Here is a 26,009-nt window from a genome sequence, read left to right on the forward strand (position 1 = left end):
TATGTCTTACACGCTCACCGGAAAACTTGTCGTTGCGATTTCATCGCGTGCCTTGTTTGATTTTGAAGAAGAAAATCGTATCTTCGAATCTACCGATGACAGCGCCTACATGAAGCTTCAGCTTGAACGTTTGGGGATAGCGGCGCAAACAGGCGTGGCCTTTCCACTTGTTAAAAAATTACTCGCCTTTAATGAGGCGGGCGAACAACGGGTTGAAGTGGTGATTCTCTCGCGCAATGATCCAGTGAGCGGCTTACGAGTATTCCGCTCTGCAGAACATCACGGCCTTCATCTAGAGCGCGGTGTCTTTACCAGAGGGCGCCCGCCATACCATTACCTGCGCTCTCTCCACGCCAACCTCTTCTTGTCAGCCAATGAAGATGATGTGAGAGCTACCATTGATGCCGGCTTTCCGGCGGCTCGCGTATTTCCAGAATCTAGCAAAATTGCCGAGTCTCACCCCAATGAAATTCGAATTGCATTTGACGGAGACGCAGTACTGTTTTCAGATGAAGCGGAACAAGTTTTCCAGAACAAAGGTCTTGAAGCATTTGTTGATCATGAGAGCAAAAAGGTGGATATCCCCCTGCCACCAGGTCCATTCAAGCCTTTGTTAGAAGCATTACATAGACTGCAACGCTCAACTAGTGAAAACGGTATGCGCATTCGTACCGCTTTAGTAACTGCTCGCTCAGCACCCGCCCATGAACGCGCCATTCGCACTCTAATGGCTTGGGGCATTGACGTGGATGAAGCGATGTTTCTTGGCGGCTTAACGAAGAGTGAATTTCTTCGAGAATTTGAACCAGACTTTTTCTTTGATGACCAAACAGGTCACTGCCAATCGGCGGCCTCTGTTGCACCCACTGGTCACGTAGTATCTGGCGTCTCTAATCAGCCAAAAAACCCAAAGTAACCATGGCGACACTCTCACTTGGGCAAACAACGCAATACCCAGATCAATATGATCCAAGTCTGCTATTCCCTATTCCAAGATCAGAGAATCGCACCAAGCTTGGATTAAAAGAAGGTCAAGCCTTGCCGTTTATTGGTGTAGATATTTGGAATGCCTTTGAACTCAGTTGGCTTAATAAAAAAGGGAAGCCTCAGATCGCACTCGCTGAATTTCAAATTCCAGCAGATTCACCCAACATGATTGAATCCAAGTCGTTCAAGCTCTATCTCAATAGCCTGAATAATGCGCGCTTTGAAGATGAAAATGAGTTGTGCGACTTACTCATCAATGATCTCTCCACTGTTGCAGGAAGCAAGATCACAACACGCATTCAAGCAACTGAAGCTGTAGCTAAAAAAGGAATGCAGGAAATGGACGGCATTCTGATGGACAGACTCGATATTGAAGTCGACCCCAATCTACCTGCAGACGCAAGCGTATTAGGCGTAAATGAATCATTCGGCCCTATTGAACAATGCTTGATTTCTCATTTACTGAAATCTAATTGCCCAGTTACAGGTCAACCTGATTGGGCTAGCGTTCAAATTCGATACCAAGGTCGACCCATTCTTGAAGAAGGTTTATTGCGTTACCTGATTGGCTTTAGACAATTAGGGGAATTTCATGAACACTGTGTTGAAACGATCTTTACTGATATCAAGCGGCAATGTAAGCCAGAAAAATTATCCGTTTATGCGCGCTACACTCGTCGCGGTGGTCTAGATATCAATCCATTTAGAACAGACTACAACTCACCTTGGCCAGACAACATTCGTCATGCTCGCCAATAAATAAAAAACCCCTCTAGAATTTTCTGAGGGGTTTTTCTTAGCAGCCATCAATTACTTAAATGGCATGTTGTTACTACTTAGAACGGAATATCATCATCCATTGCACCTAGTGATGCGGCACTGGAAGCTGCTGGAGCAGGCTGTTCAGCAGACTTAGAGCGACTGTAGCTCTCACCACCATCACCGCCACCAACTGGTTTACCGCCAAGCATTTGCATGGTTTCAGCAACGATTTCGGTTGAGTATTTTTCTTGACCACTTGCGTCAGTCCATTTACGTGTCCGTAAACGACCTTCTACGTAAACCTGTGAACCCTTTTTAAGATATTGACCTGCGATCTCTGCAAGCTTTCCAAAGAATGCAACGCGATGCCATTCCGTGGTTTCTTTCATTTCACCTGTTTGCTTATCTTTGTAGCGATCTGAAGTTGCTACTGAAATATTGGTAACTGCGTCGCCACTTGGCATATAACGCGTTTCTGGATCGCGCCCGACATTACCTACGATGATGACCTTATTTACCGAAGCCATGTTGTCTCCCGAAGAAAATACTGCTGTTATTGCTGCTTAAAAAGTTGCTTGTCTTAATGAAATCAATGTTGCTAAATCTTTGTAGCTTGGTCCTTTGAATCAACTGCTTTCGCAGGCATTTCACTCATCGACCAAGCAATTATAAGCCAGCATACCAAGAGCGCAGCACCCATCACAAAGACCGATAAATCACCATGGCTATCCATTAAATAGCCCCCTAGAGCTGCCCCTGAAAATAAACCAATTGACTGAGTGGTGTTGTAAACGCCCAGTGCAGTGCCTTTTGATTCTTTTGCAAAACGGGACACCAAAGAAGGTTGCAATGCTTCTAATAAGTTAAATCCTACAAAGTAAATCAAGAGAGCAATTGCAATTGAGATGACTGAAGAGGTTTTAGTGAACAAAATTTCTGCAAGCAATAACAATATGATTGCCAACAGCAAAATGGTGCGCATTTTTTGTTTCTTCTCACCAAAAATCAAAATGGGTGCCATCAAGAAGAATGACAACAACACAACGGGTAAATAAATTTCCCAATGGGAAGCTAAGGGTAGCCCCGCCTGAACAAGTAAGCGTGGCACAACCAAAAACATGGCTACCTGTGTTGCATGCAGAACAAAGACGCCCAAATTTAAACGCATTAATTCAGGTCGTAAAAAAACCTCTTTTAGTGAGGCCTGAGCATTTACCTCGGGCTTATTGCTTGGCAAAACAAAGTATGTGACCATCATTGCAGCAACGCCCAAAATCGCAAGGACAATAAAAATTCCGCTGAGACTGATTAATCGATATATCGGCGCAGCAATCACCAAAGACAAAGCAAATGAGAGCGCGATACTGCCGCCGACCAAAGCCATCGCTCGTGTACGAACCTGCTCACGCGTCAGGTCAGCAACCCACGCAGAAATGGCAGCAGATACTGCGCCCGCACCCATTACTCCCCGACCGATTGCAATCCACAGCAAATCATCTTGAGCAGCACAAATGAGCGCGCCAGCTACAAATAAAGAAAGCCCCCAAAGTACCACTGGCTTCCGTCCAATACGGTCAGAAAGACGCCCCAAGGGGATATAAAAGCAAGCTTGAATAATATTAAAGATGCCGAGGGTCAAGCCCACCCAAAGCGCATGCTCGCCACCCGGCAAACCACGCGCATGAATGCTAAAGACTGGCAATAGCAAGAATAGGCCCAGCATTCGCAGGCCAAAAATGCCTGCTAAAGCGAGAGTGGAGCGAAGTTCAGAAGGATTCATGAGAAAGAGCTATATTAACAAGTTACGCTAAAAAATCATGAATAACGAAATCAAGATCCGCGGTGCCCGCACCCACAACCTCAAAAACATCAATCTAGACATTCCTAGGGAGAAGCTGGTTGTATTAACCGGCTTGTCTGGCTCGGGAAAGAGCTCTCTTGCTTTTGACACGCTCTACGCAGAGGGTCAACGACGTTATGTAGAGTCATTATCGGCTTACGCCCGTCAATTTTTGCAATTAATGGAAAAACCGGACGTCGATACGATTGAAGGTCTCTCGCCAGCAATCTCCATTGAGCAAAAAGCAACTAGCCACAATCCGCGCTCGACTGTCGGCACCGTAACAGAAATTCATGATTACCTGCGCCTCTTATTTGCACGCGCTGGAACACCGCATTGTCCAGACCACGATCTTCCATTAGAGGCGCAAAGCGTATCTCAAATGGTGGACACAGTATTGGCAATGCCAGAAGACACCAAGCTCATGATTCTTGCTCCTGTAGTAAGTGAGCGTAAGGGTGAGTTTGTGGACTTCTTTCAAGATCTGCAAGCCCAGGGTTTTGTGCGCTTTCGCGTCCGCTCTGGCGGAGGTACTGCGAATGCTGCTAAGGCGGAAATATTCGAAGTAGATCAATTACCTGCTCTAAAGAAGAATGACAAACACTCTATTGAAGTTGTAGTAGATCGCATTAAAGTTCGACCAGATATTCAACAACGTCTTGCTGAATCGTTTGAGACTGCACTGCGTCTTGCCGATGGTAAAGCAATGATTGTTGATATGGACACTGGTAAAGAGATGATTTTCTCGAGCAAGTTTGCTTGTCCAGTTTGCTCATACTCCCTTCAAGAATTAGAGCCACGTCTTTTCTCTTTCAATAATCCAATGGGTGCATGCCCTTCATGCGATGGACTGGGTCATCAGTCTTTCTTTGATCCTAAACGCATTGTTGCGCATCCTGATTTATCACTAGCATCAGGTGCCATTAAGGGCTGGGATCGACGTAACCAGTTTTACTTCAAGCTACTACAAACTCTTGCTAAACATGGTGGCTTTGATGTTGAAAAACCTTTTGAATCACTTACCAAGAAACAGCAAGACTTGATCTTATTGGGGTCTGGTGATGTCACCATACCCTTTGAATACATCAATGAGCGCGGTAAAAACACCATCCGCGAACATGCTTTTGAAGGTATCGTTGCCAACTTCGAGCGTCGCTATCGTGAAACAGATTCAGTTACTGTCCGCGAAGAGCTCTCTCGTTATCAGAACATTCAAACCTGCCCTGAATGCAGCGGTAGTCGTTTACGAAAAGAAGCGCGCTTCGTACGAGTGGGCGAGAAAAAGCAATCGCGCGCTATTTATGAAATCAGCGCGTTGCCATTAAAAGAAGCGAAAGAATATTTCGAGGCTCTTGAACTCAAAGGGGCTAAAAAAGAGATTGCAGACAAGATCATTAAAGAAATTAGCGCCCGTCTACGCTTCTTAAACGACGTTGGACTCGACTATCTTTCTCTCGAACGTAGTGCCGATACCCTTTCAGGCGGTGAAGCACAGCGTATCCGCCTGGCAAGCCAAATTGGTTCCGGGTTAACGGGTGTGATGTATGTGCTTGATGAACCATCGATTGGACTGCATCAACGTGATAACGATCGATTGATTGGTACTCTCAAGCATTTACGCGACCTAGGTAACAGCGTTCTAGTCGTTGAACATGATGAAGATATGATCCGCGCATCAGACTGGGTCATTGATATTGGTCCAGGCGCTGGTGTTCATGGTGGTGAAATTGTTGCGCAAGGCACTCCTACAGAAGTAGAAGCTGACACCAAATCACTGACTGGCGCCTACCTTGCTGGACGCGAAGCAATAGAAGTTCCAGAAAAACGCATTCCCGTAAATGATCGTTTTCTAGAAATCATTGGCGCACGTGGAAATAATTTGCAATCCGTACACGCGAAGATTCCTGTAGGTCTATTGACCTGCGTAACAGGTGTCTCAGGTTCGGGTAAATCAACCCTGATCAATGACACCCTGCATCATGCTGTTGCACAACATTTATATGGCTCAAGTGCTGAGCCAGCTGCGCACGATGCCATCAAGGGCCTAGAGCACTTCGACAAAGTGATCAGCGTAGATCAATCACCAATTGGTCGTACGCCACGCTCCAATCCTGCTACTTATACCGGTCTTTTCACGCCCATTCGCGAGCTCTTTGCAGGTGTGCCTGCTGCGCGTGAACGTGGTTATGAAGCAGGTCGTTTCTCCTTTAACGTCAAAGGTGGTCGTTGTGATGCCTGTGAAGGCGATGGCGTTTTAAAAGTAGAGATGCACTTCTTGCCAGATGTTTATGTGCCTTGCGATGTTTGCCATGGCAAACGCTATAACCGCGAAACTCTAGACATCCGCTACAAAGGAAAAAATATTCATGAAGTGCTCTCAATGACGATTGAGCAAGCGCATGAATTCTTTGAAGCGGTTCCAGTTGTTAAACGAAAACTGAAGACATTGTTAGATGTTGGCTTAGGTTATGTAAAGCTTGGTCAAAGCGCCACAACCTTATCGGGGGGTGAGGCTCAGCGTGTAAAGCTTTCGCTGGAGCTTTCTAAGCGAGATACTGGTAGAACTCTTTATATCCTGGACGAACCGACAACTGGCTTACATTTCCACGATATTCAATTGTTGTTAACCGTCATTCAAACCCTCAAGAAACAAGGCAACACCATTGTCATCATTGAGCACAATTTGGATGTTATTAAAACCGCCGACTGGATTATTGATTTAGGGCCTAAAGGTGGCGCAGGTGGCGGACAAATCATCGCGACCGGCACCCCTGAAGAAGTTGCCAAGAATGAAGTGAGTTTCACAGGTCATTATTTGGCGCCCTTGTTAACTCGCAAAACGACTACTAACAAAAAGAAAAGGTAGATGGCGAACCTTCGCCATCTACTAATGGCAGACATTTCAGAGTAATTTAGCCTCGGCTAAATCAATGGCCTCTGAATTACCGGAAATCACCAGAATGTCGTTTGCCTGAAGCAGTAAGTCCGCGGCCAAGGTCAACTTGCTGTAGTTTGCATTACGACCCTTGCGACGAACCGCCTGAATACTAACTCCGTCGATTTCTAGATGAAGCTGAGAAAGTGTTTTACCAACCGCCTGAGAATTAGGCAGCAAAGTGATGGAATGCAAACGCCAAGATTCATTCGAACCAAAGTCATCGTCACCCGCTCCACGGAAATATCCTCTTAATAAGCTATAACGCTCTTCACGCGCAGTCGTAATACGCCTGACCACCTTGCGCATCGGCACACCCATAATGAGCAAGACATGCGATGCAATCATCAAGCTGCCCTCAATTAACTCAGGCACCACCTCTGTAGCCCCTGCAGCCTGCAGCTTGGCAATATCAGCATCATCTTTTGTGCGAACTAAGACAGTCATGCCAGGACGTAAATGCTCAACCTGACGTAACACTCTTAAGCTTGCTGCAGTATCGGCATAGGTAATCACAACCGTCTTGGCTCTGGAGAGACCAGCAGCTACCAAGTAATTTTCACGACTAGCATCCCCGTACACTACGTTGTCACCAGCAGCGGCAGCTTCTTTCACTCGATCGGGATCTAAATCCAAGGCAATGTAAGGAATTTTTTCCTGATCAAGCATGCGAGCTAGGCTTTGACCAGATCGACCAAAGCCACAAATGATGACGTGATTTTCATTACGAACACTTTTCGCGGCAACCCGAGTTAATGCAAGGGATTGCAAAAGCCATTCGTTGCTCGAGAAGCGCATTGCGATACGGTCACTGTACTCAACCAGAAATGGGGCGCAAAACATCGAGAGCAGCATTGCCGCAAGAACGGCTTGACTTAAGGTTGGATCAATCAAATCTAAGCCATCGATTTGCGTAAGCAGAACAAAACCGAATTCACCGGCCTGAGCAAGGCATAGTCCTGTCCGTATTGAGATGCCGGCACTAGAGCCAAATGCCTTCGAGAGTAAGGCAATGAGCCCAAACTTAAACACCAATGGGCCGATTAATAAAGCCAATACCAACATCCACTGCTCACGAATGACATTGAAATCAAGCAGCATGCCAATCGTAATAAAGAAGAGCCCCAATAAAACATCGCGGAAGGGTTTAACATCTTCTTCAACCTGATGACGATAAGGTGTTTCAGAAATCAACATGCCGGCCAAGAATGCGCCGAGAGCCAGCGATAAACCAAAATGCTCAGTCAAGCCAGCCATGCCCAGCACAATTAATAACAAATTGAGCATGAACAATTCTTGTGAGCGTAATTTCGCAACCAACCTAAACCAATGGCTCATTAAGGTTTGGCCAATAAAGAAAATCAGGGTCAGAGCAACTGTGATTTTGATAGAGGCTGCGGTCAGCGCCACAAAAAGATCTTTAGGATTTTTTCCCAGGGACGGCAATAAGATCAATAAGAAAACCACAGCCAAATCTTGGAACAACAATATCCCGACAACATTGCGGCCGTGCTCTGTCTCTAACTCAGCACGGTCTGAAATGAGTTTGGTAACAATCGCTGTAGATGACATTGCTAGTGCTCCGCCTAGCGCAATTGCAGCCTGCCATGAAATCGGGTAAATCCAATTCATCAGTAAGCTGGCAGGTACTGCCAGCACCATTGTCAAAATTACCTGACTACCACCCAAGCCAAATACGATATTTCGCATAGATCGGAGTTTGTGCAGATTAAATTCCAGACCAATGGAGAACATCAAAAAGACAACTCCAAATTTCGCTAAATACTTCACCGTGGCGGTATCACTGGCTAAGCCCAAGGCATTTGGCCCAATTAACACCCCAATAGCCAAATAGCCCAAAATAGGGGGTAAGCCAAAATAGCGGAAAATAACCACTCCAGCCACACCAGAGGCTAAGAGAATAAGAGTTAATTGAAGGACTGACGGCATATACTTACTCGATGATAGCTAAGACTCGTGAACGTACCCTAAAGCTTGCACGCGATACCCTCACTATTGAGGCTGCTGCACTGCAAACAATGCGCGATCGCCTTGAGGGCGCCAATGCAGATGCCCTAATCCACGCAGTGGAATTACTCCATGGTTGCAAAGGCAGAATTGTGGTCTCCGGCATTGGGAAGTCGGGGCATATTGCCCGCAAGATTGCCGCCACCTTTGCTTCAACCGGTTCGCCTGCTTTTTTTGTTCACCCTGCCGAAGCCAGTCATGGCGATCTGGGCATGGTTACTCGTGAAGATGTTTTTGTGGCGTTATCCAATTCAGGTGAAACGGATGAATTACTGACAATCGTCCCCATCGTGAAGCGTACTGGAGCAAAACTCATTGCACTCACCGGCGCACCGAATTCTTCTCTAGCCAAATTAGCAGATGCGCATCTAGACACTAGCGTAGAAAAAGAAGCATGCCCTCTCAATCTAGCGCCTACTACTAGCACTACCGCAACGCTTGCTATGGGCGACGCACTCGCAGTTGCATTACTTGACGCTCGCGGTTTTCAAGCGGAAGATTTTCAACGCTCACATCCTGGTGGTCGCTTAGGTCGCAAGCAATTAATGCATGTCAGCGAAGTCATGAGAAGCTTTGAAGACACGCCAAAAATTTCGATTCAGGCCTCATTACAAGACGCTCTACTAGAGATGACTGCGAAACGCATGGGCATGGTCGTCACTCTTGATGAAAGCGATAAGGTGTTTGGCATTTTGACTGACGGTGATTTACGTCGTTTGCTCGAGAAGAGCCCCAACCTCAGCAACATCACCCTGAAAAACGCCACCACCTCCAGTCCTAGAACTATTCCGCCCGAACTATTGGCTGAAGAAGCGATTGAAATGATGGAAAAACATCGGATTAATCATTTGGTAGTAACGGATAAAGCTGGTCTTTTGCTTGGCGCACTGAACTTACATGATTTGTTTGCGGCCAAAGTTATTTAACGTAGTCACCTAATTTCATTCCATGCCGAGCGCTTTTAATACTCACAATACAAACCCTCTATCGAATTACCCGCAAGCCTGGGAACGCGCCAGCAAAATTAAGTTATTGGTTTTGGACGTAGATGGCGTATTAACAAATGGCCAGGTTTGGATTGATGCTGAAGGAAAAGAATGCTTAAAGGCATTTGATATTCAAGATGGTCTGGGCATCAAGCTATTAGAGCAATGCGGCATTGCGACTGCAATTATTACTGGCAGAAATTCCAAAATGGTATTGGCTCGCTGCGATGAACTTGGCATCAAACATGTACATATGGGCGTTGAGAATAAAGCACTTGCTCTTGAAGAAGTACTCAAAGCACTTGGATTCAAGACGAGTGATTGTGCTGTGATGGGTGATGACTGGCCTGATTTAGCCATGATGAAGCAAGCAGGCCTGCGCATTGCGCCAGCACAAGCACATGAAGCTGTTAAAGAATTCGCGCATTTTGTCACCACACGAACTGGCGGCAATAGCGCAGTCAGAGAAGCGTGCGACCTGATTCTGAAATCTCAGAATCAGTATGAAGAGTTGCTCAACAAAGCACGCAATTAAGATTAGCCAATCGAGCAATGTTATTCAATTCCCAACAAATCAAATTTAGCATTGGCCGTACCGTATTACGTCTGATGCCTTTGATATTGATGGGCCTGCTAACTTTAGTCACCTTTTGGTTGGTGAGAAAAAATAATCCAGCTGAACACTCTGGACTAGAGCGAGTGCGCCTTCATGAGCCTGACTACATTATTCAACATGGCACGCTATCTGCATTAAATGAACAAGGCAATACGAAGTACCGCATTCTGGGCGACAAGGTGACTCACTATGATGACGATGCTTCAATCGATATTGACTTGCCTCGCATGCGACTCTTTCAGCCAGATAAAGCACCTGTTACCGTTAAATCCAATACAGGTCATCTTGATGGTGACCTGACGATTTTGGAGTTATTTGATAACGCAACAATCTACAGACCACCTCAGCCCGCTACCGCCACTGAGCCAGCAACCCTCAGGATGTTAGCTTCATCAAGCTATTACAAAGTGCTGATTAACGATGACATCGTTCAAACAGATAAACCAATTACGCTTGAACAAGGGATGTCGGTAATGCATTCAACGGATGGTGGCACCTTTGACAATATTCAGCAAAGCATGACTCTGTCAGGGCAAGTAAAAGGTCGAATTGAACGCGCTCCGCGTAATGGTCAATAAAATACCCTCATGATTCGACTCTTCACTCTTTGGATTTCGTTTTGCTTGCTTGTGTGCACGAGTCTTGCCTATGCAGAAAAAGCTGATCAAGATAAACCCGTCATCCTTGAGGCTGAAAGTGTTTCAGTAAATGATGTGCAGCAGATATACGATCTCAAAGGTCAAATTCTATTAATCAAAGGCAGCATAGTTGTGACTGGAGACGATGGTCATATTCAAGTCGATCCTGAAGGCTATGAATTTGTGGATGTCAAAGGAACTACTGATACAGCGGCAAGTTTTAGACAAAGAAGAGAAGGTCTAGCCGATGAATTTATGCAGGGTCATGGCACTCAGGTCTCCTACAATGCAAAAACAGAGTTGCTAACCATCACAGGCGACGCCAGATTAAAACGCTTACTGAACATGCAAATGCTTGATCAACTACAAGGCTGGAAAATTGAGTACGATGACATTACTGAACGTTATCGTGTAACACCACCACCCAACGCAAAATCTGAGGACCTTCCTTTAGCAAGAGCAGTTCTCTCACCAAGACGAAAAGCCACATTAGAAAAATGACTACGGACCTCGCTCAAGCCAAATCAAGCGCAACACTCAGTGCCCATAAACTACAAAAGCGTTATGGCTCAAGAACAGTAGTGCGAGATGTATCCGTAGAAGTGAAATGCGGTGAAGTGGTTGGCCTTTTAGGCCCTAATGGCGCCGGCAAAACTACCTCCTTCTACATGATTGTTGGACTGGTTCCATTGGATGGTGGTCAAATTGTGCTTGATGGTAAAGACATCACCCATTTGCCCATCCATGAGCGTGCCCGCATGGGACTCTCTTACTTACCTCAAGAAGCTTCCGTATTCAGAAAATTGAATGTGGCTGAAAACATTCAGGCCGTTCTAGAGCTCCAAGTTCAGGGTGGTAAGCCATTAAGCAAAGCAGAAATTGCCAATCGATTGGATGAGCTCTTAGGAGAACTGCAAATCGGTCACCTGCGCAATAACCCAGCACTCTCACTTTCAGGCGGTGAGCGTAGGCGAGTGGAAATCGCTCGCGCCTTAGCATCCCAACCTAAATTCATTTTGCTGGATGAACCCTTTGCAGGGGTTGACCCCATTGCTGTTGGGGAAATTCAGCGAATTGTTCGCTTCTTAAGGGATCGACAAATCGGTGTTCTGATTACCGACCATAATGTTCGGGAAACCCTTGGTATTTGCGATCATGCTTACATCATCAGTGAAGGCAGCGTTCTAGCGGAAGGCCAACCAGATCAAATTATTCAGAATGATGCGGTCCGTCGGGTCTACTTAGGCGAGAACTTCCGGATGTAATTCCCCAGTCTTGTGCAAGGCATCAGGCTTCTATCCGTATAAGTAAGAAAAAATCTCTTTTCCCTCTTGGTTTTCAGCAAATTCGCTGATACGCTGGAGGTTCATGCATTACTTCTCAAAAAAAACAGCTCAAATTCCACAGGGGCATGCTGCGCACCCCGGATATAGCCATGCGCAGACTTTGATACAAGGAGTTGCTAATGAATTTAAAAATTAATAGCCGTCATGTTGAAGTTACCCCCGCCATGCGTACCCACTTGGAGGCCGGCTTAGCAAAAATTCGAAAGCACTTCGACCACGTCATTGATGCCTCAGCCTTTTTGGTGGTTGATAACGCCAAGGAAAAAGATTTGCGCCAAAGCGCGGAGATCACCATCCACCTCAAGGGCAAAGAATTATTTGCCGAGGCTCATAATGCGGATCTTTACCATGCCATGGACGCCGTTGTTGACAAACTGGAGCGCCAAGTAGTGAAACACAAGGAAAAGATTCAAGATCATCATCACGAAAAGCGTTTTGAGTGATACCCAGCGTCAGGACACCTATAATCATTTCTAATGAATGCCCTGACCAATCTTTTCACCCCCGACTGCATTGCATTAGACAATCCTGCCAAAAACAGAGCTGATGCGTTTGCAGCCGCCGGGAATCTATTTGCCAAGCAAGTTGGAATCGATGCAAGCTCAGTTGTCGAGTTTTTGAATGCTCGTGAAGAATTAGGCTCTACAGCCCTTGGTGCAGGTGTTGCAATACCGCACGGTAGAGTTAAGGGATTAAAGCAACCAGCTGCCGCTTTAATCCGCCTTAAAGATCCCATTGAATTTGCCGCGCCCGATGGCGAACCTGTTAAGACCCTCATATTCTTGCTAGTGCCCGAGAAGGCAACACAGCAGCACCTAGAAATCTTGTCCTCCATAGCCCAACTACTTTCGGATGCAGATGTTCGTGAGACCTTAAGCACTTCTACAGATGCATTAAAAGTTTGTGAACTATTGCAACATTGGGGCAATACAAAATGACGCAGCCATTACTCCTGGATGGAGTAACTGCCCAGCAGATTTTTGACGACAATGTCTCTGATCTCAAGCTCTCTTGGATCGGCGGCCTTGAAGGCGCTGACCGAACTTTTCCGCCTGAAGCTGTTAAAGCAGCGGCAGCCAGCTCTGACCTTGTGGGCCACTTAAACCTCATTCACCCAAGCCGGATTCAAATTTTTGGTGAGCAAGAAGTGGATTACCACGCAGCCTTAGATCCCAAACAGAAACAAGAGCAAATTGCGAGCTTGATTTCAAAAACGCCACCTTGCGTGATTGTGGCCGATGGAAAATCCGCTGATCCCGATTTGCAATTGTTTTGTCAGCGCTCTTCCACGCCATTATTTACAACACAAATTTCTGCAGCAGAGGTAATTGATCATCTGCGCACTTACCTCACCAAAATTGGTGCCCCACAAATTACGATGCATGGCGTCTTCATGGACATCTTGGGATTGGGTGTCTTACTCACTGGTGAATCCGGCCTCGGCAAAAGCGAATTAGGCCTTGAGCTGATTTCACGTGGCCATGGCCTAGTGGCTGATGACGCAGTTGATTTTGCTCGACTAGGCCCAGATTACATTGAAGGTCGCTGCCCAGCCATCCTCAGGAATCTTCTCGAAGTACGCGGTCTTGGCTTGCTCGATATTCGTACTATTTTTGGCGAAACTGCTGTCCGCCGCAAATTAAAGCTTCGCCTTATTGTTCAACTCGTTCGTAGAACTGATGGGGAGTTTGAGCGTCTTCCATTAGAAGCCCAACACATTGATGTATTGGGCATACCGATTCGTACTGTAAAAATTCAAGTGGCCGCAGGTCGAAACTTAGCCGTTCTTGTTGAAGCAGCAGTACGCAATACTATTTTGCAACTGCGCGGTATTGATACCCTAAAAGAATTTATTGAGCGCCAGCGCATTCAAATGAATACTGAAGCAGATTCCGTCAAGTCTCAAGGACGCCTACTGTAAGTCATGCAAATTAATCTGATTACCGGAATCTCAGGCTCAGGTAAATCAGTTGCCCTGAGGGCATTTGAGGATGCTGGATACGACTGTGTCGATAACCTTCCAGTGTCGTTGTTGGAAAATTTAATTGATACCCTCTCAAAAGAAAATAGTGAACGGGTAGCTGTAGCAATAGATGCGCGTCGCGGTCAATCAATTGCTGAGCTTCCCTCAATTCTAGACACACTCAAGCGCAAGCATCAAGTCAGGGTTGTTTTCTTAAATGCCGACACCAATACCTTGGTGCAACGTTTCTCAGAAACGCGGCGTCGGCATCCTTTATCTAGTGATGCTAAACAATCACAATCAGCCACCTTGATTGAGGCCATTGATAAAGAACGCAATCTGCTTGAACCATTGCGTGCCCAAGCCCACAGCATCGACACGAGCAATCTTCCTGCTCATGCCCTGCGCTCATGGATTCAAGATCTCCTGAAAGATAAGCCGGTTGGGCTCACCGTCATTTTTGAATCTTTTGGATTTAAAAAAGGCATCCCTAGTGAAGCCGATCTCGTTTTTGACGTACGCTGCCTCCCCAATCCTCACTATGACAAGGTGTTAAGACCACTTACGGGTAACGATAAGCCCGTGAAAGAGTTCTTGGAAAAAATTCCTGAGGTGGTGAGCATGGAAAACGACATTACTCAATTTATTGAGAAATGGTTACCGCATTACATTGCAGATGGTCGTAGCTATCTAACAATAGGAATAGGCTGCACTGGTGGGCAACATCGCTCAGTCTATTTAGTCAATCGCATCAGCGAGCATTTCCGCGCTCAAAAAGATCTTACGGATTTACAACTTAATTTTTTAGATCGTCATCGCGAACTAGACTCAATCCCTGCAACAAAATCTTGATGGGCTGTGGAAGGCCATAACGGCCTAACTGACTTAAAGGCACCCACTGTAAATCCTCACCTTTTGGCCCCAAAGGTCGAGAAGCGGTAACTTCCCAAATCTGCATCCATAAGCGTCGATGAGTAAAGACATGTTTAATCTGGGGGCCCAGAGTAGCGCCTTTGCAAGCCTTCAGCCATGGGGCTGCATTCTCGCTTGGCAAAGCCTCCTCAAATATATTCTTGAACGCCGGTAGTTTTCTTTTTTTATCAGACTTTGCGACCCAAGCTGTTTCTGGAAGAGACCACAATCCACCCCAAATGGCTTTGCTCGGACGTTTTTGCAAAAGAATGGAATTACCCGATCGAATCAGCAACATATCGCAGTCAAATTCAGGTGACTTTGCTTTCACCGTCTTATGGGGGAAGGCAAGCACTTGATTACTTAGACTAGCTTGGCACTCTTTCTCAAAAGGGCACTTTTTATCGTTACCCATACAGACTGGCTTACGAGAAGTGCACCAAGTAGCACCAAAATCCATTAAAGCCTGGGTGTACACAGGCATATCCGAGGAATTCTTTGGCAACAATTGTGCTGCCAAACTCCACAATCCATCATTCACAAGCTTATTTTGCAGCGGTCCTTCTACTGCAAATAGGCGAGCCAGTATGCGTTTAACGTTAGCATCCAGAATGGGTGCTCTTACATGAAAAGCAAATGCAGCAATTGCACCTGCTGTTGAGCGCCCTATCCCTTTTAATTTTTCAAGCAAAGCAGGATCACTTGGAAATTTTCCATTGAACTCATTCACTACTTGCTGTGCACACGCATGTAAATTGCGAGCACGAGAGTAATACCCCAAACCAGCCCACTCTGCTAGTACTTCATCAATATGCGCGGTAGCCAGTTTTTTGACCGTGGGGAAACGCTTCATAAAACGGGGGTAACGCTCTAAGACAGTGGCAACTTGTGTTTGCTGCAACATGATCTCCGAAACCCAAACGGCGTAGGGGTCACGAATACCTTGCCACGGCAAGCCAGAGCGGCCATGATGAGAATGCCAGGCGATCAGCTTCTGCGAAAAAAGATCCGTTAGCGTTTTTGACATGTAGGACAAAAATAAGTAGACCGTTGCCCCTGCACGATTTGTTTAATCGGCGTTTTACAAACTTTACACGGCTGATCTTTGCGATCGTAGACTTTGGTTTGCACCATGAAATGGCCAGGATCTCCATCGCTATTCACAAAATCTTTGAGGCTACTACCACCAGCGGCAATCGCCTTTTTCAAAATGACTCGCACTGCCTCAGCCAATCTCGAGCATTGAGGGCGCGTTAATTTACCAGCTGGCTTGGCGGGATGAATGCCTGCCTTAAACAAACTTTCAGAACAGTAAATATTGCCAACCCCAACAACCGCTTGTCCTGCCAACAGAAATTGCTTTACAGCGACACTGCGATTACGCGAAGTCTCAAATAACAGTTCGGCACCAAGCTCACCTTCAAACTCTTGCGAAAAAGGTTCAACCCCTAGCTTCTGTAACAACAAGTTTTGCTCTATAGGACCTTTTGATTTGGCATGCCACAAAACGGCTCCAAATTTTCTGGGGTCATGAAGTCGTAGGCTTAAGTTTCCGAATTCTAGAATCACCCGATCATGCAATTTCAGGGGTTCTTTAAGAGGAAGCACTCGTAAGGTTCCGGTCATACCCAAATGAATCAATAGGTGGCCTGTTGCAAATTCAATTAATAGATACTTCCCACGTCGTTGAATGCCCCTCACTTTTTGACCAAGCAAGATCTTAGGGAGATTTTTGGGAACTGGCCAACGCAAACGACCATCCAAAATTTGAACGGCAGTAACAGCTCGCCCCTGTAAATGAGGGGCAATTCCTAATCTAGTGACCTCTACTTCTGGAAGTTCTGGCATAAGTGGATTGTAGATTCGCAGATTAGAATGTGCTTATGAGCAAATTGTTACTTTTCATCCTAGCCACCCTAACTGGTGGGACTTTGTTGCTGGGATCGGCTCAGGCTCAAACAGATGAGACCTCAACTGGGCAAGCCGTCTTTGAAGTCTTAGCCTCTGAAATTGCGCTACAGCGGGGAGAAGCAGGTCTTGCCTACAACACCTATTTGGAGATGGCTCGGCAATACAAAGACCCTCGCCTAGCTCAACGAGCGATGGAAATTGGGATAGCAGGCGGCTCGCCTGAGCTCGCATTACAGGCCGCGAAAGTTTGGGATAGCCTAGCGCCTGCTTCCGATACCAAACCTAAAGAAGTATTTATCACCCTTCTAATTCTCAATAATCGCTGGTCTGATGCTGTAAAGCCTGCAGTTTCGCTACTACGCCAACAGACGCCTGCTCAACAAGAAAACACACTGTTACAACTACAAGCATTGCTAAGCAAAGCCAAGGACGAATCCGAGGCTTTACGCGCTTTCTATGAAATCACATCGAACGGAAGAGCAAGCCCCAAAAATTTAAGTTTGCTCTATACCTATGCCATGTCAGCAGAGAAAGCGGGTCGAGTGGATGTTATGGAAAAAACTTTGCGAGAAATTTTGCGCAAAAGTCCTAATGATGTGAATGCTCTCAATGCACTCGGTTACTCTCTTGCTGATCGCAATACCAAATTACCAGAAGCATTTGCCCTCATCAGCAAAGCGCATCAACTTTCACCACAAGATGCTTTCATATTAGATAGCTTAGGCTGGGTTAATTTTCGCCTTGGTAAAAATGCACTTGCTTTAGAACAGTTGCAGCAAGCATTTCGCATGAAACCCGAAGCGGATATTGCTGCACATACTGGTGAAGTGCTCTGGTCAATGGGACGACAGGCTGAAGCAGAGGCTATGTGGCAAGAGGGGCAGAAATTAGATGCCAACAATGCCACTCTTCAAGAAACGTTAAAACGACTAAAGCCTGACTGGTCAAGCCCAACTCAAGCTCTCAAGGGCTCATGGGATGGACGATTTGCCGTCAAAGTTACTGGCCTGACTGATGCCCAAAATCAAGGGGGCTCTGGTGGTTTTACGCTTGTTCAAGACAATCTCAAAGATACTCTCGAGATTCGCAACCCTGTCGGCGGCGCGATTGCAAAAATTACCATCACTCCCGGAGAAGCCACTCTAGAGCGCGACGGTCAAATCACAAGCGCAATTGATGCAGACACCTTAGTGCAAAACACATTAGGACTCCCATTGCCAGCAAGAGGTTTATCTAATTGGCTAAGAGGAGAAACCCGGCCAGGCAGCGAAGCAAGTGTTGAGAGAAACAACAAGGGGCAAGTCAGCGAAATTCGTCAAGATGGATGGAATTTACGTTATAGCTGGAGTGATCAAAATCGCCTGGATAAATTAACAATGACCCGCAGCTCTAACATTGGATCGATTGATATTCGACTTGTGTTTGATCAAGCAAATGAGTGAACTCATTCACAACAAGTTAACGCTGCGATCGCCTGCCAAACTCAATTTGTTTTTACATATTGTGGGTCGCAGATCCGATGGATATCACTTACTGCAATCAGCCTTTCAACTAATCGACTGGTGTGACACGATTACGCTCAAGCGAATTGCTGAAAACGAGATTCGCCACACTAATCCAATCCCAGGCGTTCTACCAGAACACGATCTTGTGGTGCGCGCAGCAAAACTCTTGAAAGATTTTTGCCAGATCAAAGCTGGGGTAGAAATTCATCTCCAAAAAGAAATCCCAATGGGCGCTGGTTTAGGCGGAGGATCATCCGATGCTGCTACTATCTTAATTGGCTTAAACGCCCTTTGGAACCTTCAGCTTGACACCAATACGCTCTGTAAATTGGGTCTTCAACTTGGGGCAGATGTGCCATTCTTCCTCTTCGGGAAAAACGCCTTTGTTGAGGGGATTGGCGAGCAGATGCAAGAAATCAGCCTTGATCAGCGGGATTTTTTGGTTATCTTCCCCAATCAAGGAATTCCGACTATCCGCATTTTCCAAGACCCCGAATTGACCCGAGATCACGGTCAGATTACAATAGAAGGCTTTCTTGCATCGCCATGGTCTAGTCTTTCGAATGATTGCCAGGCAGTAGCGATGCGGATATGTCCTGAAGTGAAGCAAGCATTGGATTGGATTAGTCAGGCAATACCGGGTTCTGAACCCCGTATGTCGGGCTCCGGCAGTAGCGTTTTTGCCATCTTAGACCCTAAGATAGGACGCGAAAAACTGCAAAATCTTCTGCAAAATCTTCCTAAAGGGTGGAAAGGTCGGGTTGTTCGGGGGCTAAACAAAAATCCCGCTTACAATTTGATTTCTTCAGATTGAGCTGTAGGGGAATCGCCAAGCTGGTTAAGGCACTGGATTTTGATTCCAGCATGCGAAGGTTCGAATCCTTCTTCCCCTGCCAAATACTGTAGAAATGACAAAGATAATCTTTTGACCCTACAAAATCCCTAAAACTATGTCCTCCACCAGCTCAGATTTATTGACTTTATTTACAGGAAACGCAAATCCGATTTTGGCGCAGGCTGTAGCCAAGGAATTAAAGTTACCACTGGGCAAAGCTTTTGTTGGCCGTTTTTCTGACGGTGAAATTCAAGTTGAGATTCAAGAAAACGTGCGCGGCAAAAATGTCGTCGTCATTCAATCTACCTGCGCTCCAACAAACGATAGCTTGATGGAGCTCATGATCATGATTGACGCACTCAAACGCGCCTCTGCAAGTCGTATCACTGCAGTCATTCCCTATTTTGGATACGCTCGCCAAGATCGTCGTCCGCGCTCTGCTCGTGTAGCCATCTCCGCTCGTATCGTAGCGAATATGCTCCAATCCGTTGCAGGCATTGAGCGTGTACTCACAATGGATCTACATGCCGACCAGATCCAGGGCTTCTTTGATATCCCTGTAGACAATATTTATGCTTCACCTGTCTTATTGGCAGATTTGCAAGCCCAAAAAACACAGAAAGATTTAATCGTTGTATCTCCAGATATCGGCGGCGTTGTTCGTGCTCGCGCAATGGCCAAACAACTAGGCACTGACTTAGCGATTATTGATAAGCGTCGCCCTAAAGCAAACGTTTCTGAAGTCATGCATTTGATTGGCGAAGTAGAAGGTCGTCATTGCGTAATCATGGATGACATCATCGATACTGGCGGCACACTTTGTAAGGCGGCAGAAGCACTCAAAGAACGTGGCGCAAAAGGCGTTACTGCTTACTGTACTCACGCAGTTCTCTCAGGTGGTGCAGTGGCTCGTATCGCTGCCTCCGAGTTGGATGAGCTGGTTGTAACCGACACCATCCCTCTGACAGCCGAAGCCTCAAAAGTCAGCAAAATTCGCCAATTGTCTGTAGCCCCATTGCTTGCCGAGACCCTGTCTCGTATCAGCAAGGGTGACTCAGTCATGTCCATGTTCGCCGAATAAGCGAAAAAGGCTTTTTTACCCCTTTTTTGGCAGTTTCTGGGTGTTTTTTGCCATTTATAGATGAAAAACACCGTTCCCACGATATAATCGAAGGCTTTTCTGTTTGGTCGCGAACGGAAATTAACCTTAAAAGGGAATTTAATATGAAAGTTGTCGCCTTTGAAAGAAGCGTACAGGGAACGGGTGCGAGCCGCCGTCTGCGCAATTCTGGAAAAACTCCAGGAATCGTTTACGGTAGTAAAGAACCAGCCTTGGTTATCGAGTTAGATCACAACGCTTTATTCCATGCTCTCCGTAAAGAAGCATTTCACTCATCCATTTTGGATTTGGAAATTTCTGGCAAAACACAAAAAGTGTTGCTACGTGATTACCAAATGCATCCATTCAAGCCATTGGTTTTGCACATTGACTTCCAGCGCGTTTCTGCGACTGAGAAAGTTCACATGCGCGTTCCATTGCACTTCACTAATGCGGAAACTTCAGCTGCAGTGAAATTGCAAGGCGCTGTTGTAAGCCATATTCTCAATGACATCGAAGTTTCTTGCTTACCAGCAGACTTGCCAGAGTTCATTGAAGTGGACTTGAGCAAGATTGAAGTAGGTCACTCTGTTCATGCAAAAGACGTTCCATTGCCAAAAGGTGTTTCATTGGTATTGCACGTTGAGCAAGAAAACCCAGTGATTGCAAACGCACGTATTCCAGCTGTTAAAGCCGCTGAGACTGAAGAAGCTGCTCCAGCAGCCGCCGCAGCTCCAGCAGCCGCGCCTGCTGCCGATGCTAAGGACAAAGCTTAATAAATTAAGCCTTATCTATGTATCCAAAGCCCGCGCAAGCGGGCTTTATTTTTTTCCAGAACTCCTTTACTTAGATTTTTTGCTCGAAACCGTTTTATATCTTTAAACTCTCATCATGAGCAAATTAATTGTTGGCCTTGGTAATCCTGGCGATGAGCACGAAGAAGATCGGCACAACGCCGGTTTCTGGTTTGTCGACGTCCTCGCAAAACAATTAAATACCCGCTTTGAAACCGAGAAGCGCTTTCATGGCAAAGTAGCTAAAGCAAAGTGGGATGGGGATGATCTTTTTCTCCTCAAACCAACTACCTATATGAATCTCAGCGGGCAAGCAGTTGGCGCTCTGTGCCGTTTTCATAAAATCAATACTGAAGATATTTTGGTAGTTCAGGATGAGTTGGATTTAAAACCAGGGACTGCCCGCCTCAAACTGGGGGGCGGCACTGGCGGCCACAATGGCTTAAAAGATATCCAGTCCCACCTTGGAACTCCTCAATATTGGCGTTTACGTCTTGGCATAGGTCATCCACGAGATTTGGCTGGCGATGGTCGCGCAATGGACGTGGCTGATTATGTTTTGCGCAGGCCCCAATTGACCGAACAGAAACTCATTGATGCGAGCATTGAAAACGGTTTGCAAATATTGCCACTGTTTTTAAAGGGCGACCCCCAAACCGCCATGCTAGAGCTTCACTCCAAAGCATAGCTCTAATATTCTGCGATCCTAGACAGCCTTTTTATTGGCGGTTAATAACCTAAACTTCACCATTAACTGCTCTTGGGTCTCTTCATATTCCGGATTAAATGGGATGCAGTCTACTGGGCAGACTTGACGGCATTGAGGCGCATCGTAATGGCCTACGCACTCCGTACACTTATTGGGATCGATCTCATAGATCTCTAGGCCCATGTAGATCGCATCATTTGGGCACTCTGGCTCACATACATCGCAATTGATGCATTCGTCTGTGATCATTAATGCCATACTTACTTTACCAATCTACTTACTTTGTTTTTTGGTGCGAAGTCTCTACCTTCTTCGTTAGCCACTTCTCCACAGAGGGGAAAACAAATTTACTAACGTCACCACCCATGAGAGCAATTTCACGAACAAAAGTGCCTGAGATAAATTGGTATTGGTCAGATGGGGTCAAAAATAATGTTTCTACATCTGGCAATAAGTAGCGGTTCATACCGGCCATTTGAAACTCATATTCAAAATCGGATACTGCGCGTAAGCCACGAACAATCACGCGCGCATTGTGATCGCGTGCAAAATCTTTTAATAAGCCATCAAAGCCGACCACTTTCACATTAGGATAGTGTCCAAGAACTTCTTTAGCGATATCGATACGCTCTTCAAGAGTAAAGAAAGGATGCTTGCTACGGCTCGAAGCAACGCCCACAATCAGCTGATCAAAAATACTGGACGCGCGACGCACCAAGTCCTCGTGACCACGAGTTAAGGGATCAAACGTTCCTGGGTATACGGCTACAGTCATACATCTCCTAAGGCTTTATCGGCTACAGGCAAGAGTTTAGCCTCTTCCACTCCGAAATAGGCAGGCTTTTACCTGTCCAGCCTCTAAGTACTTTCCACAATGCCATGATGGCAATAGTGACTCTACCTCTTCACGGGAACGATTCGCAGGAAATTCCATATAAATCCCCCCTCCCAAAGCGTCATCACATACTCTCGCCGCCTCAAGCACCGCGCGATTAAATAAGTCCGTGTCTTGAAATGGGGGATCAATCAATATTAAGTTGGCAGATCGATCAGCTTGTCGCCTAAGAAATTCTATGCAGTCTCCCTGCAGAATTTCTACTGAACCTGTCGCAGGAGATGAATTTAATAGCTGCAAATTTTTCAATAAATTTGCGTGGGCTTTTTTATCTTTCTCCAACAAAATAACCGCGCTTGCTCCACGTGATGCCGCCTCAAATCCAAGAGCCCCAGTACCAGCAAATAAATCCAAGCATTTGAGCCCGGTTAAATCCTGCCCCAACCAATTAAATACAGTTTCACGAATACGATCAGTTGTGGGACGTAAGCCCGGCAAGTCTATTACCGTGAGCAAGCGACTTCGCCAATTTCCACCAATAATTCGGACCTTCTTTGGTGGTTCACCCTTCACGGATTTAGACTTATTTATTTTGAGCTCCCAGAAGAACAATCTTCATGCGATCCATTGCCAAATACTTCTGAAAGGCGGCCGTCACCTGATCTAAAGTAACTGCCTCAACTTGTTTGGTCCAAATTTCCATCGTATCCAATGGAAGATCATTCCAAGCAATTGAAGAAACGTTATCTAATAATTTTCGATTGTTGTCGATTCTCAATGGGTAACCATTGATTAAATTTGCCTTAGCAGCAGTCAGCTCAGAGACTGTTGGGCCGTTACCAATGAACTTCGCAATCGTCTCACTCATCACCTCAAGAGCCAAAGACCCCTGATCACTCTTGGTCTGCAGGCCCGCCTGAAAAATACCAACATCTTTCCCAGGGGAAAAATAACTAAAGACGCTATAGGCTAAACCCCGTTTTTCCCGAACTTCTGCCATTAAACGCGATACAAAGCCGCCACCACCCAAAATGTAATTACCCACCAATAATGGGAAGTAATCTGGATTGTTGCGGGTAACCGCAGTCATCCCCATGGCAATATGCGCCTGTTGAGAATCAAATGGAATTGTCACCTCACGCTCAGCTAATGGCTCCACAGGAGATCGCTGCAATTGCGGAAGCGCAGGAATGCTCGACCCTGATTGAGGAATCCTTTTCAGTAGGCCTTGAACAATCTCTTTTGCCTGACTCTGATCTACATCTCCAACAATACTCACAATCATGCGATCGCCTCGATAAAAGCGCTTGTGAAACTGTGTGAGCTCACCGGGTGTGATTGAAGAAACTGATTTAACCGATGGACTCTCCGCCAAAGGATATTTACCGTAAACCATGGACTTAAAACGTCGCTCGAGAACATACTCTGGCTTTGTCTCTGCCTCAAGTAAGCTAGTAATGGTTCGCTGTTTCTCACGCGCAACAATATTGGCATCGTAGGTTGGTGCACTCAACATGGCAGCGGCAAGTTGCACCGCTCGATCACGTAAGTCTTTTCTACTCAAGCTACGGATACGTAAAATAGCACGCTCGCCACTGACCGACAAGCCAATATTCGCGCCAAGATCAGCAATCTCATCAGCGATTTGCGCTTCACTTAAGAGACCCTTTTCACCTCGAGCGCCATAAGTCATTAAGCTTGCCGTTAAATCAGCCAGACCACTCTTGCCGGCAGGGTCGTAGCGATCTCCAGCATCAATGCTGACCTCAATATCCACCATAGGCAAAGACTTCGTTTGCACAAGATATGCCCTTGCACCCTGAAAGGACTCTAATTTTTCAATAGGCAAGGTCGCATGAGCATTAGTCAGCAAGCCGAAAATAGACAAAAGAAGAATAGAGATCTGCTGAAGGAATCTCATGGCTTACTCCCTTTATCGCCTGATTTACGAGCCTGCGGGTCTAATGTAGCAATTGTTAATTGATCTTCTGCTAAATATTTTTTAGCAACGGCTTGCACTTGCTCAGGGGTAATTGACTGCATTCTTTCCAGCATGTAGTCGATATCTCTCCAAGAGAATCCAGCCATCTCGGTTCCACCAATTTCCATTGCCTGACCAAAAATAGAGTCACGCTTATAAATTTGATCAGAAAGAATCCGAACTTTAATACGCTTGAGTTCAGACTCCAAAATACCGTTTTTCTTAATCTCATTAAGCGCTTTGCGAATGCTCGATTGCGCTTGCTCTATCGTCTTACCCTTAGCAAGAGTGGCACTAATAACAAATAACGCTGGGCCTCGAGAAATCATGTCATACCCAACCCCAACATCATTCACTACTTTTTCTTGCTTTACTAAACTTCGATTGAGGCGCGCATTGTCATAGCCGTCCAAGACTGCCGTTAGTAACTCAAGCGCATAGGGATCAGGTTCATCAAGCTTACCTGGCTCAAGTCGGGGAACCTTCCAAGCCATAGTGAACTGGGCGTTATCAGCCGGAGCTTTGACTTGAACTTCCTTTACACCCCTTTGGGCTGGCTCAATTTGTGGCTTACGAACGGGAAGCTCTTTGGCAGATACTGCACCGTAATATTTTTCAACAATCGCCAACACTTGCTGAGCATCCACATCACCAGTAATGACAACTGTCGCATTATTTGGCTTGTACCAACTACGATACCAATCTCGTGCATCTGACGCAGTCATGTTTTGCAAATCATTCATCCAACCAACTACTGGATGACGATAAGGAGAGCTCATAAAGGCCGTTGCCATTAATGCTTCATTGAGCAAGCTACTTGGGTTATCTTCCGTTCTAAGACGACGCTCCTCCATCACCACTTGGATTTCTTTTAAGAATTCCGCATCATCAAAATTTAAGTTGGACATGCGATCAGCCTCCAACTTAATCACCTCTTCTAATTTTGATTTCTCTACCTGCTGAAAATAGGCGGTGTAGTCACGCGAGGTAAAAGCATTCTCGCGTCCGCCAACTGCCGCAACTAACCGTGAAAACTCTCCTGCCTTTACCTTATCCGTGCCTTTGAACATCATGTGCTCAAGAACATGGGCAACCCCCGTTCTGCCATTTGTCTCATCCATAGATCCTGCGCGATACCAAACCATGTGCGCCACCGTTGGCGCACGATGGTCTTCACGCACAATCAACTTGAGACCGTTATTTAATAGAAACTCCTGGGTATCGGATGGATTTTTACCTGCTGCCCAAGAAAATTGGGTAAACAGCAAGAATAGGAAAGAAATTCGGAGTAAATTGGAACGCATCTGCTAAATCACCATATCCCAAG

General features: G+C 46.0%; 27 protein-coding genes and 1 tRNA gene. 18 read left to right on the forward strand and 10 right to left on the reverse strand.

The window, feature by feature from the left end:
* Window position 1 precedes the first annotated feature (1 nt).
* On the forward strand, window positions 2-916 hold the full coding sequence (locus tag IC571_RS09605) for a 5'-nucleotidase (protein WP_215316350.1): 915 nt from the start codon (window positions 2-4) through the stop codon (window positions 914-916).
* A gap of 2 nt (window positions 917-918) precedes the next feature.
* Window positions 919-1,746, forward strand: coding sequence for an NADPH-dependent 7-cyano-7-deazaguanine reductase QueF (queF, locus tag IC571_RS09610; RefSeq protein WP_215316352.1), 828 nt, complete (start codon window positions 919-921; stop codon window positions 1,744-1,746).
* Between the two features lie 77 nt (window positions 1,747-1,823).
* On the opposite strand, the gene ssb is transcribed toward queF, so the two are convergent.
* Entirely contained in the window at window positions 1,824-2,276 is a 453-nt protein-coding gene (gene ssb / locus IC571_RS09615) for a single-stranded DNA-binding protein (RefSeq protein WP_215316353.1), read from the reverse strand.
* A gap of 71 nt (window positions 2,277-2,347) precedes the next feature.
* Complete coding sequence (locus IC571_RS09620; protein ID WP_215316355.1) at window positions 2,348-3,529, reverse strand: MFS transporter; 1,182 nt, start codon at window positions 3,527-3,529, stop codon at window positions 2,348-2,350.
* 37 nt (window positions 3,530-3,566) lie between these two features.
* Here IC571_RS09620 and uvrA point away from each other — a divergent pair, with 37 nt between their 5' ends.
* Window positions 3,567-6,455: an excinuclease ABC subunit UvrA gene (gene uvrA, locus IC571_RS09625; protein WP_215316357.1), complete on the forward strand. Its 2,889-nt coding sequence runs from the start codon at window positions 3,567-3,569 to the stop codon at window positions 6,453-6,455.
* 36 nt (window positions 6,456-6,491) lie between these two features.
* Here uvrA and IC571_RS09630 read toward each other — a convergent pair whose 3' ends face one another.
* Window positions 6,492-8,474 (reverse strand): monovalent cation:proton antiporter family protein, encoded by a 1,983-nt coding sequence (locus tag IC571_RS09630; protein WP_215316359.1) that lies wholly within the window; start codon window positions 8,472-8,474, stop codon window positions 6,492-6,494.
* Window positions 8,475-8,485: 11 nt separating this feature from the next.
* Here IC571_RS09630 and IC571_RS09635 point away from each other — a divergent pair, with 11 nt between their 5' ends.
* The 9 genes from IC571_RS09635 (at window position 8,486) to rapZ (ending at window position 14,953) form a co-directional block, all read left to right on the forward strand.
* Entirely contained in the window at window positions 8,486-9,478 is a 993-nt protein-coding gene (locus tag IC571_RS09635) for an SIS domain-containing protein (protein WP_215316361.1), read from the forward strand.
* A gap of 22 nt (window positions 9,479-9,500) precedes the next feature.
* A complete protein-coding gene (locus IC571_RS09640; RefSeq protein ID WP_215316362.1) occupies window positions 9,501-10,073 on the forward strand; it encodes an HAD family hydrolase in 573 nt (190 codons plus the stop codon).
* 17 nt (window positions 10,074-10,090) lie between these two features.
* Window positions 10,091-10,732, forward strand: a complete 642-nt coding sequence (lptC, locus tag IC571_RS09645) for an LPS export ABC transporter periplasmic protein LptC (protein ID WP_215316364.1) — start codon at window positions 10,091-10,093, stop codon at window positions 10,730-10,732.
* A 9-nt stretch (window positions 10,733-10,741) separates the two neighbouring features.
* Complete coding sequence (locus IC571_RS09650; RefSeq protein ID WP_215316366.1) at window positions 10,742-11,293, forward strand: LptA/OstA family protein; 552 nt, start codon at window positions 10,742-10,744, stop codon at window positions 11,291-11,293.
* Window positions 11,290-12,057, forward strand: a complete 768-nt coding sequence (gene lptB, locus IC571_RS09655; RefSeq protein WP_215316368.1) for an LPS export ABC transporter ATP-binding protein — start codon at window positions 11,290-11,292, stop codon at window positions 12,055-12,057. The genes IC571_RS09650 and lptB overlap by 4 nt, the downstream gene beginning before the upstream one ends.
* 200 nt (window positions 12,058-12,257) lie before the next feature.
* Window positions 12,258-12,581 carry a ribosome hibernation-promoting factor, HPF/YfiA family gene (hpf, locus tag IC571_RS09660; protein WP_173956490.1) on the forward strand — a complete coding sequence of 108 codons (324 nt, stop codon included), beginning with the start codon at window positions 12,258-12,260 and terminating at the stop codon, window positions 12,579-12,581.
* 33 nt (window positions 12,582-12,614) lie between these two features.
* Window positions 12,615-13,076 carry a PTS sugar transporter subunit IIA gene (locus tag IC571_RS09665; protein ID WP_215316370.1) on the forward strand — a complete coding sequence of 154 codons (462 nt, stop codon included), beginning with the start codon at window positions 12,615-12,617 and terminating at the stop codon, window positions 13,074-13,076.
* Window positions 13,073-14,059 carry an HPr(Ser) kinase/phosphatase gene (hprK, locus tag IC571_RS09670; protein ID WP_215316372.1) on the forward strand — a complete coding sequence of 329 codons (987 nt, stop codon included), beginning with the start codon at window positions 13,073-13,075 and terminating at the stop codon, window positions 14,057-14,059. The genes IC571_RS09665 and hprK overlap by 4 nt, the downstream gene beginning before the upstream one ends.
* Before the next feature lie 3 nt (window positions 14,060-14,062).
* Window positions 14,063-14,953, forward strand: coding sequence for an RNase adapter RapZ (rapZ, locus tag IC571_RS09675; protein ID WP_215316374.1), 891 nt, complete (start codon window positions 14,063-14,065; stop codon window positions 14,951-14,953).
* Here rapZ and mutY read toward each other — a convergent pair.
* Window positions 14,898-16,040: an A/G-specific adenine glycosylase gene (mutY, locus tag IC571_RS09680; protein ID WP_215316376.1), complete on the reverse strand. Its 1,143-nt coding sequence runs from the start codon at window positions 16,038-16,040 to the stop codon at window positions 14,898-14,900. The two genes, rapZ and mutY, sit on opposite strands and share 56 nt — an antisense overlap.
* A complete protein-coding gene (gene mutM, locus IC571_RS09685; RefSeq protein WP_215316378.1) occupies window positions 16,025-16,861 on the reverse strand; it encodes a bifunctional DNA-formamidopyrimidine glycosylase/DNA-(apurinic or apyrimidinic site) lyase in 837 nt (278 codons plus the stop codon). The genes mutY and mutM overlap by 16 nt, the downstream gene beginning before the upstream one ends.
* 35 nt (window positions 16,862-16,896) lie before the next feature.
* Here mutM and IC571_RS09690 point away from each other — a divergent pair, with 35 nt between their 5' ends.
* The 6 genes from IC571_RS09690 to pth all read left to right on the forward strand — a co-directional run bounded on the left by IC571_RS09690 (window position 16,897) and on the right by pth (window position 21,845).
* Window positions 16,897-18,366, forward strand: a complete 1,470-nt coding sequence (locus tag IC571_RS09690; protein ID WP_215316380.1) for an outer membrane lipoprotein LolB — start codon at window positions 16,897-16,899, stop codon at window positions 18,364-18,366.
* Window positions 18,359-19,243, forward strand: a complete 885-nt coding sequence (ispE, locus tag IC571_RS09695) for a 4-(cytidine 5'-diphospho)-2-C-methyl-D-erythritol kinase (protein ID WP_215316382.1) — start codon at window positions 18,359-18,361, stop codon at window positions 19,241-19,243. The genes IC571_RS09690 and ispE overlap by 8 nt, the downstream gene beginning before the upstream one ends.
* A gap of 5 nt (window positions 19,244-19,248) precedes the next feature.
* Window positions 19,249-19,325 (forward strand) — tRNA-Gln (locus IC571_RS09700).
* Between the two features lie 54 nt (window positions 19,326-19,379).
* Window positions 19,380-20,345, forward strand: a complete 966-nt coding sequence (locus tag IC571_RS09705; RefSeq protein ID WP_215316383.1) for a ribose-phosphate pyrophosphokinase — start codon at window positions 19,380-19,382, stop codon at window positions 20,343-20,345.
* A 143-nt stretch (window positions 20,346-20,488) separates the two neighbouring features.
* Window positions 20,489-21,139: a 50S ribosomal protein L25/general stress protein Ctc gene (locus IC571_RS09710; RefSeq protein ID WP_215316385.1), complete on the forward strand. Its 651-nt coding sequence runs from the start codon at window positions 20,489-20,491 to the stop codon at window positions 21,137-21,139.
* A 115-nt stretch (window positions 21,140-21,254) separates the two neighbouring features.
* Window positions 21,255-21,845, forward strand: coding sequence for an aminoacyl-tRNA hydrolase (pth, locus tag IC571_RS09715; protein ID WP_215316387.1), 591 nt, complete (start codon window positions 21,255-21,257; stop codon window positions 21,843-21,845).
* Window positions 21,846-21,863: 18 nt separating this feature from the next.
* On the opposite strand, the gene IC571_RS09720 is transcribed toward pth, so the two are convergent.
* Genes IC571_RS09720 through IC571_RS09740 form a run of 5 tightly spaced genes read right to left on the reverse strand, consistent with a single transcriptional unit; the run spans window position 21,864 to window position 25,986 of the window.
* Entirely contained in the window at window positions 21,864-22,124 is a 261-nt protein-coding gene (locus tag IC571_RS09720; RefSeq protein ID WP_215316390.1) for a YfhL family 4Fe-4S dicluster ferredoxin, read from the reverse strand.
* A 19-nt stretch (window positions 22,125-22,143) separates the two neighbouring features.
* Window positions 22,144-22,641 (reverse strand): pantetheine-phosphate adenylyltransferase, encoded by a 498-nt coding sequence (gene coaD / locus IC571_RS09725; RefSeq protein WP_215316391.1) that lies wholly within the window; start codon window positions 22,639-22,641, stop codon window positions 22,144-22,146.
* 36 nt (window positions 22,642-22,677) lie between these two features.
* On the reverse strand, window positions 22,678-23,274 hold the full coding sequence (gene rsmD, locus IC571_RS09730; RefSeq protein WP_215316393.1) for a 16S rRNA (guanine(966)-N(2))-methyltransferase RsmD: 597 nt from the start codon (window positions 23,272-23,274) through the stop codon (window positions 22,678-22,680).
* A gap of 10 nt (window positions 23,275-23,284) precedes the next feature.
* A complete protein-coding gene (locus IC571_RS09735; protein ID WP_215316395.1) occupies window positions 23,285-24,622 on the reverse strand; it encodes a pitrilysin family protein in 1,338 nt (445 codons plus the stop codon).
* Entirely contained in the window at window positions 24,619-25,986 is a 1,368-nt protein-coding gene (locus tag IC571_RS09740) for a pitrilysin family protein (protein ID WP_215316397.1), read from the reverse strand. Before IC571_RS09740 ends, IC571_RS09735 begins: the two co-directional genes overlap by 4 nt.
* Between the last annotated feature and the right edge of the window lie 23 nt (window positions 25,987-26,009).

It is taken from the genome of Polynucleobacter sp. MWH-UH2A (genome assembly GCF_018687195.1).
In the GTDB taxonomy this organism is placed as follows: Bacteria; Pseudomonadota; Gammaproteobacteria; order Burkholderiales; family Burkholderiaceae; genus Polynucleobacter.